We start from the raw sequence: 14,245 nt of genomic DNA, 5'->3' as shown, positions 1-14,245 counted from the left end.
GCCGAATGGGAACGCCCCGGCCACAGCCAAGTGCGACCTCTTGCCATTGATTTGGCTCGGACATTGTGGGCGGATGGCGGTCTTGGTAGTTCAGAACAGCTTCAGGCCGAGGAGGAGCCCATGCCCGTCATCACCGAGATCGAGGATCTGCGCCGCATCTACCGCCGCCGCGTCCCCAAGATGTTCTACGACTATACCGAGTCGGGCAGCTGGACCGAGCAGACCTTCCGCGAGAACTCCTCGGATTTCGACGATCTCTACTTCCGCCAGCGCGTGGCCGTGGACATGGCGGATCGGTCGCTGAACTCGCAGATGATCGGGCAGGATGTCTCCATGCCGGTCGCGCTCGCGCCTGTCGGACTGACGGGGATGCAGCATTGGGACGGAGAGATCAAAGCGGCCAAGGCGGCGGAAAAATTCGGTGTGCCCTACAGCCTTTCGACCATGTCGATCTGCTCCATCGAGGATGTGGCGGCCAACACCTCGAAGCCGTTCTGGATGCAGGTCTACACGCTCAAGGACGACGATTTCATGCAGCGGCTCTTCGATCGCGCGAAGGAGGCCAAGTGTTCGGCTGCGATCATTACCGTCGATCTGCAGCTTCTGGGCCAGCGGCACCGCGATTTGAAGAACGGGCTCTCCGCGCCGCCGAAGCTTACTCCGAAATCGGTCGCCAACATGATGACGAAGGTGCAGTGGGGCATGGGAATGCTGTCCACGAAGCGACGCTTCTTCGGCAATATCGTCGGTCATGCGAAGGGCGTCTCCGACCCGTCCTCGCTTTCGACCTGGACGGCGCAGGCCTTCGATCAGTCGCTCGACTGGGACCGGATTCGCGAGTTCCGCAAGATGTGGGACGGCCCGCTCATCATCAAGGGGATCATGGATCCGCGCGATGCGCGGCAGGCGCTGAACGTCGGCGCGGATGCCATCGTCGTGTCGAACCACGGCGGGCGGCAGCTCGACGGGGCGCTTTCGGCGATCCGCGCGCTCGAACCCATCGTGGAGGCGGTGGGCGACAAGATCGAGGTGCATTTCGACAGTGGCATCCGGTCGGGTCAGGACGTGCTGAAGGCGCTCGCCCTTGGGGCGAAGGGCACCTATATCGGTCGCGCCTATGTCTACGGCCTGGGCGCGATGGGGCAGGAGGGCGTGACCCGCTCGCTTCAGGTGATCGAGAAGGAACTCGACATGTCGATGGCGCTCTGCGGACACCGCGACATCAAGGGCGTGGACCGCGACATCCTGATGGTGCCCAAGGGCTTCAGCGACGGATGGGATCAGGAGCCGCCCGCCGCATGACCGGAAGGAGCACGAGCGGGATCGCAAGGATCAGAAGCGCCAGCGCGCTGAAGGAGACTTGCAGCCCGTAGGCTTGCGCCAGGAACCCCATGAGCGGCGGACCCGCAAAGAACCCGGCATAGCCGACGACCGACAGGCGCGAGACCATGAGTGCCCGGTCGCGCGCCCGGATGCGCCGCCCTGCCCAGGCGAAGACGGTCGGCACGATAAGCGACAGGCCAAGCCCCATCGCGGTGAAGCCGACATAAGAGAGCGCAAGGCTCGGCGCGTTCGCAGCGAGAGCCGCGCCCAGGGCCGCGAGAATGGCGGCGGCGCGAATGAGGACAGCCTCGCGGACAAAGCGCGTCGCCGCCTGCCCGAAGAGCCGCCCGATCCCCATCGTCAACCCGAGAAGCGCGGGGCCAAGCGCGCCCGCGGCCGCACCTGCGCCGTGGCTGCGCTCAAGATGCAGGGCGGACCAGCCTTCAGTGCCTTGCTCGGCCAGGAACGCAAGGCAGATGATCGCGCCGCCCGTGAGGATGAGGGGCAGGGGCAGCGCGCTTTCATTGCCGGTCTCGCCGGTGTCTTCAGCCGGTGCGGGCGCCGGCTGACGCGTGACATAGATCGCGGCAAGAAGGGTCAGCACCGCGACGGTGGCGAAGATCGCGAAGGGCTCGGCCCCGGCCTGCCGCGCGATCCCTGCCGCAATGGCCGCGCAGGCATAGATCAGCGAATAGCTCGCATGGGCGAGGTTCATCAGCGAGCGGTCCGCATCGGCCTCGAGCGCGCTGACCCGTGCATTCATCGCGACATCCAGAAGCCCGTAGCCCGCGCAGGCCGCGACCATCGCCGCGGTGAAGGCGAGCGGCGAGCCCGCAAGCCCCGGCAATAGCGCGCCGAGGGCGGCGATCCCGGTGATGACGCCAAGCGCCTTCGCGCCGAGACGCCGCTCCAGCACCGGCGCAAGCCACATCGCCGCGACCGCGCCCAGCGTCGCACAAAGCAGCGCCAGCCCCAGACCGGCATCCGTCAGCCCGGCCGTCGCCTTGACGTCCGGAACGGAGGCCGCGAAGGAGCCCCAGAACAGGCCGAGCGCCATGAACGATGCCGCGGGCGCGCGGGCGATGCGAAGATCGGCGAGAAATCCCATGACGCCGACCAATCATGGCCGCGGAGAAAAGGCCAGATGCCGACGTGCGCGTATTTCCACGCTGCCCGCGCGGCTTTGCCCTTGTCAAAGCGGGGTATCCCTTGTAACGGCCACGCTTCATGCGGGGATACAGCCTTGGAGGATCCCCGTTCACACTTTGGAGTATGAGAGACATGGCTGGAGAAATTCCTGATCTTCACGCCCAGGAACGGACGGGGACAGGCAAGGGCGCCGCTCGTCAGGCACGCCGCGATGGCATGGTTCCGGGTATCGTTTTTGGTGGCGACGTCGATCCGCTGCCGATCCAGATCAAGTTCAACGATCTGCTGAAGCGCCTGCACAAGGGCCGGTTCAAGTCGACGCTGTTCAACCTCAAGGTTGACGGCCACGACGATGTCCGGGTCATCTGCCGCGACGTTCAGCGCGATGTCGTGAAGGATCTGCCGACCCATTTCGACCTGATGCGTCTGCGCCGCACGTCGAAGATCAACATCTTCATCCCCGTCGAATTCGTCGGTGAGGAAGACTCCCCCGGCCTTGATCGCGGCGGCGTTCTGACCGTGATCCGCCCCGAGATCGAACTGATCGTGACCGCGGGCGATATCCCCGAGAAGGTCACCGTCGATCTGTCGAAGCTCGACATCGGCGAAGGCGTATCCATCTCGGACGTGACGCTGCCCGCCGGCGCCAAGCCGACCATCGACCGCGATTTCGCGATCTGCTCGATCTCCGCACCCTCGGCTCTGGCTTCCGCGGAAGACGAGATGGACGGCGACGAGGTCGAAGAGACCGAGGTCATCGAGCAGAACGCCGAGACCGTCGAAGGCGAGAAGGAACACGCCGAAGAGTGATCTTTGGCTCGTGTCGCAAAGCGGCCTCGCCTTCGGGCGGGGCCGTTTTCGTCTGCGGGTTTGTAAGGTGCGCGAGGCTGGTCTATCTCTCGAACGACAGAAAGTGCGAAGGAGCCGCGGCATGAAACTCTTCGTCGGTCTTGGAAATCCCGGCCGCGATTATGCGGGTCACCGGCACAATATCGGGTTCATGGCGCTCGATGCGATCGCTGCCGATCACGGGCTCGGCCCGTGGAAACAGAAGTTCCAGGGCGAGGCCGCGGAGGGGCGTCTCGGCAGCGAGAAAGTGCTTCTGCTAAAGCCCGGAACCTACATGAACAGATCCGGCCAAGCCGTTGGTGACGCTTTGCGTTTCTACAAGCTGGAGCCTGCCGACGTGATCGTCTTCCACGATGAGCTCGACCTCGCGCCGGGCAAGCTCAAGGTCAAGGATGGCGGCGGGCATGCGGGCCATAACGGGCTGCGTTCGATCCACGGACATATCGGTGAGGCCTACCGCCGCGTGCGCCTCGGTATCGGGCATCCTGGCCACAAGGACCTGGTCTCGCATTACGTGCTGCACGATTTCGCCAAGGCCGATCAGGACTGGCTCGACGACATGATGCGCGGGATCGCCGACGGCGCGCCGGCACTGGCCGAAGGCGACAAGGCCGCGTTCATGAACAAGGTCGCGCTGCGTCTTAATCCACCGCGAAGCGGCGGGGGCAGCGAGGGAACCAATGCTAAACCCGCGCCGGAACCAGCAAAGACCGAACGGCCCGAGCCGGAACAAGCCGTCGAGGACGACCGTTCGCCACTACAGAAACTGGTGGACAGATTCCGCTGATCGAAGGGAGCCCGCGAGATGCAGAAAGATCCTGAAATCAATGTACTCGGAGAAGATCTTCAACCGTGCTCGAACGATCCCTTGACCGGGTTCTTCCGGGATGGCTCGTGCAATACATGCGCCGAGGACCGGGGCAGCCACACGGTCTGCGCGGTGATGACCGACGAATTCCTGGCGTTCTCCAAGTATGTCGGCAACGACCTCTCGACGCCCCGCCCGGAGTTTCACTTCCCCGGTCTCAAGCCGGGCGACAAGTGGTGCCTCTGTGCCAGCCGCTTCCTGCAGGCCCATCAGGAGGGCTGCGCGCCCAAGGTTTCGCTCGCCGCGACGCATCAAAAGGCGCTTGAGATCGTGCCGATGGATGTTCTGGAACTATGCAAAATCGAACATCATTGAGCTGGAATATGCCTGTCTGGGGTGTCTGGATTGCTATTTTCGATCAATTTTGGCGGAGGTGATACCGCTACGACGCCGGGAAGCCCATCGCCCATCAACTCATCGATAAAGAGCGACATGAGCTGACTTCGCCCGGACACCTGTGCCTTGCGATAGATGGCGTTCGTCTGTGCCTTGATCGTGCCTTCCGACGCGCCACGCAGCGCCGCCATCTCGGCGGTCGTGAGGCCCTTGATCGAGAACAGAGCGACATCCCTCTCCGCAGGCGTCAGCTTCCATTCATCGAAGCGCTCTTCGAGCACCTTATGAAAAGCGCCCGAGGCAAGACGCAGGTTCGCCTCAGCCGCGGCGCGGGCTTTTTGACTTCGGTACAGCAGGATAGCCGTGACGCAGACCCCCGCCACAAGTCCGAGCGCAGCGGCAACCTCGATCAGTTCGTACAGCGCCCAGGCGATCGGTTGCTGGCTGAAGCCAAAGACCGAGCCGAGGAGTTCCCACTGGAAAAAGATCGCCGTGACGAGCTGAAAGCCCAAAAGCAGGGCGAGGGATATGCGCGTACGCAGCCGCATCAGCGCGCAGGCTGTCCCGGACGGTCAGTCGTCGTCATCGTCATCATCGTCATCGTCCCGGTCGTCATCTCGGTCGTCCCGATCATCGTCCCGGTCGTCATCGCGGTCATCCCGATCATCGTCCCGGTCGTCCCGGTCGTCATCGCGATCGTCATCGTCGTCATCACGGTCGATATAGTCGCGCAGGATCACGCCGTTTGACGGATTGAGGATGATTTCTCGTGTTCCGGCAGGACCTTCCGCAACGATCCTAAGCCGTCCGAGCCAGGTTTCGTTGACCCTGAAGCGGCGGTAGCCCTGACGTCTGAGCTGATCGATCACCTGGTCGCGTGCGGTTTGGGCGCGGGTAAGGCTCGGAAAGAGCACCATCGCCCCTGCGGATAGCAGAAAGCTACGACGGCGCATCATGGCCGTCCATTGCCCCGACGCCGTAGCGTCGAGGCCGCATGTGGACGCAACGCGTCAGTCGTCGTCATCGCGGTCGTCGTCCCGGTCATCATCCCTGTCGTCGTCCCGATCATCTCTGTCATCGTCCCGATCATCGTCGCGGTCGTCTCTGTCGTCATCGCGGTCATCATCCCGGTCGTCGCTATCATCATACCGGTCATCGTCGTCGTCATCATAATCGTCATCGTCGTCGTAGCGCCCGTCGACGAAGTCGTCATCCTCGGTGTCGATGCTGACGCCTTGCGAGATCCGTTCGCCCGCTGCGCTTTCGGTTTCCTGCTTGAGGATCTGGCCGGTCGCGCTGTCATAGACAACTTCAAGCTTCGTGTCGCCACGCACGGCCTCGGCCTTGATCTGGCTGGGGCCGGTCTTGATCTCGATGGCGGTGAAGCCCTGCGATTGCAGGTCTGCAATGATCTGGTCGGTCGCGGATTGCGCCTGCGCGGACGCGGCGCTCAGCGCGAGCGCGCCCACGGTTCCGAGCAAGATGGTGCGAATGGTCATGGCAAGTCTCCTTTTTTCGATTGCGAGACCCGGTGGGCCTCGCCTCGATCAAGGAAGGGATCTTAGCCATTCCGCCATTCAACCGGGGTTTATGGCAAGCGGCATAATCCCCGGTTCTATGCGTATAAACCCAAGTTTATGAGATATCGCGGCCCAGAGCCTTGGCGACGGTGAAGATATCCTTGTCGCCCCGTCCGCACATGTTCATGCAGATGATGTGATCTTCCGGCAGGTCAGGCGCGATCTTGGTGACATGGGCCAGCGCGTGGCTCGGCTCGAGCGCGGGAATGATGCCTTCGGTCTCACAGCAGAGCTGGAACGCCTCCAGGGCCTCCTTGTCGGTGATCGAGACATATTGCGCGCGCCCGACATCGTGCAGCCAGGAATGCTCGGGCCCGATGCCGGGATAGTCGAGCCCGGCCGAGATCGAGAAGCCCTCGAGGATCTGCCCGTCATCGTCCTGGAGCAGATAGGTGCGATTACCGTGCAGGACGCCCGGACGGCCGCCTGTGAGGGAGGCGCAATGCTCCATCTTCGCGTTCACGCCCTTGCCGCCGGCCTCGACGCCGATGATCGCGACCTCCTTGTCGTCGAGAAACGGATAGAAGAGGCCCATTGCGTTCGAGCCGCCGCCGATGGCCGCGATGATCGTATCCGGCAGCCGTCCTTCGGCCTCGTGCATCTGCTCGCGCACTTCCTTGCCGATGATCGACTGGAAGTCGCGCACCATCGCCGGGTAGGGGTGCGGGCCCGCCACGGTGCCGATGCAATAGAACGTATCGCGCACATTGGTCACCCAATCCCGCAGCGCGTCGTTCATCGCGTCCTTGAGCGTGCCGCGCCCGGAGGTGACGGGGACGACTTCCGCGCCCAAAAGCTTCATGCGGAAGACGTTGGGCTGCTGACGCTCCACGTCATGCGCGCCCATGTAGACGACGCATTTAAGCCCGAACTTGGCGCAGACGGTCGCGGTGGCCACGCCGTGCTGGCCCGCGCCCGTCTCGGCGATGATGCGGGACTTGCCCATGCGGCGGGCGAGGATGATCTGGCCGAGCACGTTGTTGATCTTGTGCGCGCCGGTATGGTTCAGCTCGTCGCGCTTCATGTAGACCTTGGCGCCGCCCAGCCGCTCGGTCAGCCGTTCGGCGAAGTAGAGCGGGGAGGGGCGGCCGACATAATGCTTCCAGAGAAAGTCCATCTCGTCCCAGAAGCTCTGGTCGGTCTTGGCGTGCTCGTATTGCTCCTCGAGTTCGAGGATCAGCGGCATTAGCGTCTCGGAGACGAAACGCCCGCCGAAATCGCCGAAACGGCCCTTCTCGTCGGGGCCGGTCATGAAGGAATTGACCAGTTCGTTCATCTTGCGGCTCCTCTTGGCGCGGGGTCTGGCCGCATGTCCTAAAAGACCGCCGCGCGCGATACCAGCGGAATCAGTGCAGTTTCAGCTTCGGACGCAGCACCTTGTTGACGCGTCCGGCCGCAATCATGAACGTGCCCTGCAGCCATCCATGCACGGCCAGAAGGTGCATCCGGTAGAGGGAATTGTAAGCGAACCGCGCGATCCGGCCCTCGACCGCCATCGAGCCGCCCATCAGGTTGCCCATAAGCGATCCGATCGTGTCGAAGCGGCTCAGATTCACCAGCGCTCCGTGGTCCTGATAGACGAAATCCCTGGGTGCCTGGCCGTCCATCAGCCGCCCGAGATTGTGGAAGGTGCAGGTCGCCATCTGGTGTGCGGCTTGAGCGCGAGGCGGAACCGGCCCGTCGCGGCCGGGCAATTCGCAATGCGCGCAATCGCCGATCGCGAAGATTCTTTCGTCGGTCGTTGTCTGCAGGGTGGGGCGCACAACGATGCGGTCGATCTTGTCGAGCTCGAGATCGCTCATCTCCGCGACGCCATGATCGCCGCGCACGCCGGCGGCCCAAAGGATCATGTCGGCATGGATCGTCTCGCCCTCCTTCACATGGACATGGCCCGTCTCGATACTGGACACCATCGCGCCGGTCTCGACCCGAATGCCGAGCGCGCGCAGCTCCTGGAGCGCGGTGTCAGAGAGATCCTCGCGCAGCGCGGGCAGGATGCGCGGACCCGCCTCGAGAAGCGTCACGTTCAGGGCGGCCTCGTCGAAGACCTCAAGACCGTAATCGCGCAGACCCTTGGCGGCGTTGAAAAGCTCCGCTGCGAGTTCCACACCCGTCGCGCCGCCGCCGACGATGCAGATGTCGAGCTGTGCCTCTTCGCCCCGCTGGCGACGTTCGTTCACGCGCAGGCAGGCATTGAGGAGCCGCTTGCGGAAATCGTCGGCCTGCCGGCGATGTTCGAGAAAGAGCGCGTGCTCGCGCACGCCCGGGATGCCGAAATCGTTCGACACGCCGCCGAAGGCGAGAACGAGGTAGTCGTAGCGGATCTCGTGACGGTCGATGATGACCTCGCCATCCTCGTCGAGAAGCGGTGCCGTGATGATCTTCTGCCGCTCGCGGTCGATCCGTTCGAGCGCGCCGTTGAAGAAGCGATAACCCCAGCGCGCAGCGTGCCCGCCATAGCCGACCTCGTCCATGTTGGGATCGAGCGAGCCTGCCGCGACCTCGTGCAGGAGCGGCTTCCAGACATGGGTGCGGTCGCGGTCGACAAGGATGATGTCGTGCTTCTCGCGTCCGTATTTCGCACCGAGCTTGCGGACGAGTTCGAGCCCCGCCGCGCCGCCTCCGACGACGACGATCTGCGTCTTGCGTTCTGACATATCGGTTCCGGTTCGTTGCGTTGAACTCGGATCACAATGTCGGGCGGAACGCGCGCGAGGCAAGCTTTCGCGGCGGGCCGGCGGCCCGGAGCGCGGGTCTCAAGCCCTGTGGGCACCGTCCGACAGCGTCTTCACGAAGGCCAGCACATCCTCGACCTTCCGGCCCGAGGCCAGCTCGCCCACGATCGCCGAGCCGACGACGCAGCCATCGGCGATGCCCGCGATGCTTTCAGCGCTTTCGGGCGTGCGGATGCCGAAGCCGACGATGACCGGCAGATCGGTCTGCGACTTGATCCGCTTGACCTCGGGCGCGACCTCCTGCGCCTCGGCGGCCGCCGCGCCGGTGATGCCGGTGATCGAGACGTAATACACGAAGCCGGACGTGTTCTCGAGCACCTTGGGCAGGCGCTTGTCGTCGGTCGTGGGGGTGGCGAGCCGTATGAAGTTCAGCCCAGCTTTCTGCGCGGGGATGCAGAGCTCGTCATCTTCCTCAGGGGGCAGATCGACGATGATGAGCCCGTCGATCCCGGCCTCCCTGGCTTCGTTGAGGAACCGGGAGACGCCGCGCGAATAGATCGGGTTGTAATAGCCCATGAGCACGATCGGCGTTTCGGCGTCGTCCTTGCGGAACTCGCGCACCATATCCAGCGTCTTGTCGAGCGTCATGCCGCCCGCGAGCGCCCGCTGCCCGGCTTCCTGGATGGTCGGTCCGTCCGCCATCGGGTCGGTGAAGGGCAGGCCCAGCTCGATCACGTCGACGCCTGCGCCCGGCAGGCCCTTCATCAGCTCCAGCGAGGTTTCAACCGAGGGATCGCCGGCCATGATATAGGCGACGAAGGCCTTCTTGCCGTCATCCTTCAGCGCGCTGAACTTGGCGTCGATCCGTGTCATCCTACACCTTCCCCTGATATGGTCCGGCGTGAAGTGCCGGAAGGCATCGAGAAAATCAATGGCCCGCGTTCCGGGCCTTGCACGGCAAGAGCTCAAGAAGAGCGTGACAGAGGAGAGAGCGGATGCGGATCGTCTTTACCGGAGGCAGCGGCAAGGCCGGACGGCATGTGCTGCCCTTTCTCAGGGACCAGGGGCACGAGATCCTCAATCTCGATCGGGTGCCCCTCGGAGCCGAGGGCATCAACGATCTCGACGTCGATCTGACCGACAGTGGGCAGGTCTGGAACGCGATGACGCAAATCTTCGATCTGTCCGAGCTCGACGGCACCGCGCCAGGCCGCCCGGACGCGGTCGTGCATTTCGCCGCCGTGCCCCGGATCGGGCTGACCGCAGATAACGTGACCTTCGAGAACAACGTGATCTCGACCTACAACGTGATCGAGGCGGCGGTGAAGCTCGGCATTCCGAAGATCCTCTTCGCCTCGTCCGAGACGACCTACGGCATCTGCTTCGCGCAAGGCGAGGTGCTGCCGGACTATGTGCCGGTGGACGAGGATCATCCGACCGTGCCGCATGACAGCTACGCGATGGCCAAGGTCGCGAACGAGGTCACGGCACGCAGCTTCCAGGTGCGCTCGGGGCTCGACATCTACGGCCTCAGGATCAACAACGTGATCGAGCCGCATGAATACGTGGAGCTTTTCTCCGCCTTCGTGAAGAACCCCGATCTGCGCCGCCGGAATATCTTTGCCTATATCGACGCGCGCGATCTGGGGCTGATGGTCGAACGCTGCTTGCAGACGGACGGGCTCGGATACGAGGTCTTCAATGTCGCGAACCCCGACACCTCGGTCGATCTGCCTTCGGCAAAGGTCGCCGAGCGCTTCTATCCGGGCGTCGAGATGCGCGGCGAGATGGGCGAATACGAGACGTTCTACTCGATCGAGAAGGCGCGCCGACTTCTGGGCTTCGAGCCGCCGGAGCGGTGGCGGGACGAAATCGGCACGTCTTGACCTTGGTCAAGGCGCGTCTCCGCGCGGCGCGGTAGCGTTCCTCGACTGACGGAGGGACGATCATGAACGACCAGACGCCGCTTGCCGGATCCGCCACCGAAATCGCGCCGGCCGTGCCCGATCCGGTGCGCGGCTTCGAGACCGGGACATACCCGTATCAGGTGCGGCTCTCGCGCCGAAGCTACGAGCGCGAGAAAGCGCGGCTCCAGGCCGAACTTCTCAAGGTGCAGCTTTGGGCGCAGGAAACCGGGCAGAAATTCGTGCTGCTCTTCGAAGGTCGCGACGCGGCCGGGAAGGGCGGCACGATCAAGCGCTTCACAGAGCATCTCAATCCGCGCGGCGCGCGGGTCGTCGCGCTCAACAAGCCGACCGAAGAGGAGCGCGGGCAATGGTATTTCCAGCGATATGTCGAGCATCTGCCGACCTCGGGCGAGATCGTCCTCTATGACCGGTCCTGGTACAACCGCGCCGGTGTCGAGCGGGTGATGGGGTTCTGTGCGCCGAACGAGTATCTCGAATTCATGCGTCAGACGCCCGAGCTGGAGCGAATGCTCGTGCGCTCGGGGATACGGCTCTACAAGTACTGGTTTTCGGTCACGCAGGATGAACAGAAGACCCGGTTCGCAAGCCGCGCCACCGATCCTCTGAAGCAATGGAAGCTCTCGCCCATCGACAAGGCGAGTCTCGACCGCTGGTCCGACTACACCGAGGCGAAGGAAGCGATGTTCTTCTACACCGATACCGCAGATGCGCCGTGGACGGTCATCAAGTCCGACGACAAAAAGCGCGCGCGGCTCGACTGCATGCGCCATTTCCTGTCGACGCTCGATTATCCGGGCAAGGACCGCCGTGTTGCCAAGGCGCCCGATCCGCTGATCGTCGGCCATGCGGGCCATGTGATCCATCGGGCCGACCATATCCTGGGGGCGGCGCTGCATCCCGACACCCGCAAGGGTGACGCTTAGTCCGTGCAATAACGCCCCTGCCGTGATGCGGGGGCTGCGCCTCTTGCCTGCCTGAACGGAGCGGCCTAGAGCGGGGTCATGGCATCGGCTCCGCTTTCATATCCCCAGCATCTGCACGCGGTGTTCGTGCTTGGCCTGCCGCTTGTCGGAGGGCATCTGGCGCAGTTTGCCATCGGGCTCACCGACACGGTCATGGTCGGCTGGTACGGGGTGGCGGAACTCGCGGCGCTGACGCTCGCTCATACGGTCTTCATGGTCTTCTTCCTTTTCGGCTCGGGCTTTGCCTTTGCCGTGATGCCGATGGTGGCGAGCTACGCCGCGCAGGGCGATGAGACGCGCATCCGCCGGGTAACCCGGATGGGGCTCTGGCTCTCCATCGGCTTTTTCGCGCTGTCGATGCCGGTCTTCTGGTTTTCCGGCCCGATCTTGCGCGCGCTTGGCCAGGATGCAGAGCTTGCGGCAATGGCGCAGACCTATCTCAGGATCGCGGGGCTCGGCATGCTGCCCGCACTTGGGGTGATGGTGCTCAAGAGCTATCTCGCCGCATTGGAGGAGACGCGGGCGGTCTTCCTGCTGACGGCGCTCGCGGCGCTTCTGAACGTGCCGTTCAACTACGTGCTGATCTTCGGCAATTTCGGCTTTCCAGAGCTTGGCATCGCGGGCGCGGCCATCGCGTCGGTGCTGACCCATTGCGTGGCGCTCGCGGGGGCGATGGTCTTCTCGGACCGCAAGCTGCCGCAGCATGACCTTTTCGGCCGATTCTGGGTTTCCGATCCCGAGAGCCTGCGCGAGGTCTTCCGCCTCGGGTGGCCCATCGGCGTGACCAATCTCTCCGAGGTCGGCCTTTTCGCGGTCTCCTCGATCTTCATGGGCTGGCTCGGCACGGTGCCTCTCGCAGCGCACGGCATCGCGCTGCAACTGGCGACCGCCGCCTTCATGATCCACTTGGGTCTGTCGAACGCGGCCACGGTGCGCGCGGGCAATGCGTTCGGCGCGGGCGATCCGTTGCGACTCGCACGCGGGGCCGTGGCGGCGCTTGGCCTGTCAGCGGCGGTCTCGCTCGTTGCGATGGTGGTGATGGTGGCAGCACCCGAGCCCTTGATCTCGCTCTTTCTCGACCCCGCGGAACCCGACCGGGCGGCGATCATCGTGGCGGGTACCGGGCTACTCATCACCGCGGCGCTGTTTCAGCTTGTCGACGGGGCTCAGGTCATCACGCTCGGCCTGTTGCGCGGCGTGCAGGACACGCGCGTGCCGATGTGGATGGCGGCGGTCGCCTATTGGGCGCTCGGCCTCCCGGCGGCCTGGATCGGCGGGTTTGTCCTGGGCTGGGGCGGCGTCGGCGTCTGGCTTGGTCTCGTGACGGGGCTCGGCGCGGCGGCGATCATGCTTCTCTTCCGGTTCTGGGCACGGGCACTGCCGACCTTCGAGGCGACCGGGCAAAGCCTTGCGCCCGCGCCCGCATCTCACTAGACACCGCGCTCGTAATCCAAGGACGGGAACAGGTCTCACATGGGCTTTCGCATGGGTATCGTCGGTCTGCCGAATGTCGGTAAATCTACCCTTTTCAACGCGCTGACGCGGACCGCTTCGGCACAGGCGGAGAATTTTCCCTTCTGCACGATCGAGCCGAATGTCGGTGAGGTCGCCGTGCCCGATCCGCGTCTCTACGCGCTCGCGGACATCGCCAAGTCCAAGCAGATCATTCCGACGCGCATGACCTTCGTGGACATTGCGGGGCTCGTGAAGGGCGCGTCCAAGGGCGAGGGCCTCGGCAACCAGTTCCTCGCCAATATCCGCGAGGTGGACGCCATCGCCCATGTGCTGCGTTGCTTCGAGGACGGGGACGTGGTGCATGTCGATGGCCGGGTCGACCCGGTATCCGACGCGGAGACCATCGAGACCGAGCTCATCATCTCGGACATGGAAAGCCTCGAGAAGCGGCTCCAGAACATCGTCCGCAAGGTGCGCGGCGGCGACAAGGAGGCGATCCAGCAAGAGCGCCTGATGAAGATGGCGCTCGAAGCGCTGAACGAGGGCAAGCCGGCCCGCGTCGTCGAGGTCGCCGAAGATGATCTCAAGGCCTGGCGGATGCTCCAGCTTCTGACCTCGAAGCCCGTGCTCTACGTCTGCAACGTCGCCGAGGACGAAGCGGCGACCGGCAACGCCCATTCCGAGGCCGTGGCGAAAATGGCCGCCGAGCAGGGCAACGCGCATGTGGTCATCTCCGCCCGGATCGAGGAGGAGATCAGCCAGCTCGACGCCGAGGAAGCCGAGATGTTCCTTTCCGAGATGGGGCTCGACGAGGCGGGGCTCGATCGGCTCATCAAGGCGGGCTACAACCTTCTGAAGCTCGAGACCTATTTCACCGTCGGTCCGAAAGAGGCGCGCGCCTGGACGATTCCCGTGGGCACCTCCGCGCCAAAAGCCGCGGGCATCATTCACGGTGATTTCGAGAAGGGCTTCATCCGCGCCGAGACCATCGCCTACGACGATTTCGTCGGCCTCGGAGGGGAGCAGGCGGCCAAGGATGCCGGCAAGATGCGTGCCGAAGGCAAGGGCTACGTCGTCAAGGATGGCGACGTGATGCATTTCCTGTTCAACAATTAAGGTT

At 64.0% G+C, this 14,245-nt stretch carries 15 protein-coding genes; 8 read left to right on the top strand and 7 right to left on the bottom strand.

Annotated features, from left to right (window positions below; all coding sequences use genetic code 11):
• The first annotated feature begins 120 nt into the window (after positions 1-120).
• A complete protein-coding gene (locus FIU91_RS13250) occupies positions 121-1,302 on the top strand; it encodes an alpha-hydroxy acid oxidase (RefSeq protein ID WP_152462819.1) in 1,182 nt (393 codons plus the stop codon).
• Here FIU91_RS13250 and FIU91_RS13245 read toward each other — a convergent pair.
• Positions 1,265-2,431 (bottom strand): MFS transporter, encoded by a 1,167-nt coding sequence (locus FIU91_RS13245; RefSeq protein ID WP_093010606.1) that lies wholly within the window; start codon positions 2,429-2,431, stop codon positions 1,265-1,267. The two genes, FIU91_RS13250 and FIU91_RS13245, sit on opposite strands and share 38 nt — an antisense overlap.
• A gap of 173 nt (positions 2,432-2,604) precedes the next feature.
• On the opposite strand from FIU91_RS13245, the gene FIU91_RS13240 reads away from it, so the two are divergent.
• From FIU91_RS13240 to FIU91_RS13230, 3 genes are all read left to right on the top strand, one after another.
• Positions 2,605-3,282 (top strand): 50S ribosomal protein L25/general stress protein Ctc, encoded by a 678-nt coding sequence (locus tag FIU91_RS13240; RefSeq protein ID WP_093010609.1) that lies wholly within the window; start codon positions 2,605-2,607, stop codon positions 3,280-3,282.
• Positions 3,283-3,403: 121 nt separating this feature from the next.
• Entirely contained in the window at positions 3,404-4,108 is a 705-nt protein-coding gene (gene pth, locus FIU91_RS13235) for an aminoacyl-tRNA hydrolase (protein WP_152462818.1), read from the top strand.
• 18 nt (positions 4,109-4,126) lie between these two features.
• A complete protein-coding gene (locus tag FIU91_RS13230; RefSeq protein WP_093010613.1) occupies positions 4,127-4,504 on the top strand; it encodes a DUF2237 family protein in 378 nt (125 codons plus the stop codon).
• On the opposite strand, the gene FIU91_RS13225 is transcribed toward FIU91_RS13230, so the two are convergent.
• The 6 genes from FIU91_RS13225 to trpA all read right to left on the bottom strand — a co-directional run bounded on the left by FIU91_RS13225 (position 4,498) and on the right by trpA (position 9,653).
• Positions 4,498-5,073, bottom strand: a complete 576-nt coding sequence (locus FIU91_RS13225) for a LuxR C-terminal-related transcriptional regulator (protein ID WP_152462817.1) — start codon at positions 5,071-5,073, stop codon at positions 4,498-4,500. The two genes, FIU91_RS13230 and FIU91_RS13225, sit on opposite strands and share 7 nt — an antisense overlap.
• Positions 5,074-5,097: 24 nt before the next feature.
• Positions 5,098-5,481, bottom strand: coding sequence for a hypothetical protein (locus FIU91_RS19465; protein WP_216651609.1), 384 nt, complete (start codon positions 5,479-5,481; stop codon positions 5,098-5,100).
• A gap of 54 nt (positions 5,482-5,535) precedes the next feature.
• Positions 5,536-6,024 carry a PepSY domain-containing protein gene (locus FIU91_RS13215; protein ID WP_152462815.1) on the bottom strand — a complete coding sequence of 163 codons (489 nt, stop codon included), beginning with the start codon at positions 6,022-6,024 and terminating at the stop codon, positions 5,536-5,538.
• Positions 6,025-6,160: 136 nt separating this feature from the next.
• A complete protein-coding gene (gene trpB, locus FIU91_RS13210) occupies positions 6,161-7,381 on the bottom strand; it encodes a tryptophan synthase subunit beta (RefSeq protein ID WP_093010619.1) in 1,221 nt (406 codons plus the stop codon).
• Between the two features lie 70 nt (positions 7,382-7,451).
• Positions 7,452-8,762, bottom strand: a complete 1,311-nt coding sequence (locus tag FIU91_RS13205) for an NAD(P)/FAD-dependent oxidoreductase (protein ID WP_152462814.1) — start codon at positions 8,760-8,762, stop codon at positions 7,452-7,454.
• Positions 8,763-8,861: 99 nt separating this feature from the next.
• Complete coding sequence (trpA, locus tag FIU91_RS13200; RefSeq protein WP_152462813.1) at positions 8,862-9,653, bottom strand: tryptophan synthase subunit alpha; 792 nt, start codon at positions 9,651-9,653, stop codon at positions 8,862-8,864.
• Between the two features lie 122 nt (positions 9,654-9,775).
• Between trpA and FIU91_RS13195 the strand changes: the two genes are divergently transcribed.
• The 4 genes from FIU91_RS13195 (at position 9,776) to ychF (ending at position 14,241) form a co-directional block, all read left to right on the top strand.
• Positions 9,776-10,666 carry an NAD(P)-dependent oxidoreductase gene (locus FIU91_RS13195; RefSeq protein ID WP_152462812.1) on the top strand — a complete coding sequence of 297 codons (891 nt, stop codon included), beginning with the start codon at positions 9,776-9,778 and terminating at the stop codon, positions 10,664-10,666.
• Positions 10,667-10,728: 62 nt separating this feature from the next.
• Positions 10,729-11,631, top strand: a complete 903-nt coding sequence (gene ppk2 / locus FIU91_RS13190; protein ID WP_093010627.1) for a polyphosphate kinase 2 — start codon at positions 10,729-10,731, stop codon at positions 11,629-11,631.
• Between the two features lie 78 nt (positions 11,632-11,709).
• On the top strand, positions 11,710-13,104 hold the full coding sequence (locus tag FIU91_RS13185) for an MATE family efflux transporter (RefSeq protein WP_152462811.1): 1,395 nt from the start codon (positions 11,710-11,712) through the stop codon (positions 13,102-13,104).
• Between the two features lie 39 nt (positions 13,105-13,143).
• Entirely contained in the window at positions 13,144-14,241 is a 1,098-nt protein-coding gene (gene ychF / locus FIU91_RS13180; protein WP_152462810.1) for a redox-regulated ATPase YchF, read from the top strand.
• Positions 14,242-14,245 lie beyond the last annotated feature (4 nt).

The organism is Roseivivax sp. THAF30, from assembly GCF_009363575.1.
GTDB lineage: Bacteria > Pseudomonadota > Alphaproteobacteria > Rhodobacterales > Rhodobacteraceae > Roseivivax > Roseivivax halotolerans.
This window is presented reverse-complemented; position numbering and strand designations above follow the sequence as displayed.

Coding starts and splice junctions, on each gene's coding strand:
- FIU91_RS13250 (WP_152462819.1), top strand. CDS start 121: ATGCCCGTCATCACCGAGATCGAGGATCTGCGCCGCATCTACCGCCGC.
- FIU91_RS13245 (WP_093010606.1), bottom strand. CDS start 2,431: ATGGGATTTCTCGCCGATCTTCGCATCGCCCGCGCGCCCGCGGCATCG.
- FIU91_RS13240 (WP_093010609.1), top strand. CDS start 2,605: ATGGCTGGAGAAATTCCTGATCTTCACGCCCAGGAACGGACGGGGACA.
- pth (WP_152462818.1), top strand. CDS start 3,404: ATGAAACTCTTCGTCGGTCTTGGAAATCCCGGCCGCGATTATGCGGGT.
- FIU91_RS13230 (WP_093010613.1), top strand. CDS start 4,127: ATGCAGAAAGATCCTGAAATCAATGTACTCGGAGAAGATCTTCAACCG.
- FIU91_RS13225 (WP_152462817.1), bottom strand. CDS start 5,073: ATGCGGCTGCGTACGCGCATATCCCTCGCCCTGCTTTTGGGCTTTCAG.
- FIU91_RS19465 (WP_216651609.1), bottom strand. CDS start 5,481: ATGATGCGCCGTCGTAGCTTTCTGCTATCCGCAGGGGCGATGGTGCTC.
- FIU91_RS13215 (WP_152462815.1), bottom strand. CDS start 6,024: ATGACCATTCGCACCATCTTGCTCGGAACCGTGGGCGCGCTCGCGCTG.
- trpB (WP_093010619.1), bottom strand. CDS start 7,381: ATGAACGAACTGGTCAATTCCTTCATGACCGGCCCCGACGAGAAGGGC.
- FIU91_RS13205 (WP_152462814.1), bottom strand. CDS start 8,762: ATGTCAGAACGCAAGACGCAGATCGTCGTCGTCGGAGGCGGCGCGGCG.
- trpA (WP_152462813.1), bottom strand. CDS start 9,653: ATGACACGGATCGACGCCAAGTTCAGCGCGCTGAAGGATGACGGCAAG.
- FIU91_RS13195 (WP_152462812.1), top strand. CDS start 9,776: ATGCGGATCGTCTTTACCGGAGGCAGCGGCAAGGCCGGACGGCATGTG.
- ppk2 (WP_093010627.1), top strand. CDS start 10,729: ATGAACGACCAGACGCCGCTTGCCGGATCCGCCACCGAAATCGCGCCG.
- FIU91_RS13185 (WP_152462811.1), top strand. CDS start 11,710: ATGGCATCGGCTCCGCTTTCATATCCCCAGCATCTGCACGCGGTGTTC.
- ychF (WP_152462810.1), top strand. CDS start 13,144: ATGGGCTTTCGCATGGGTATCGTCGGTCTGCCGAATGTCGGTAAATCT.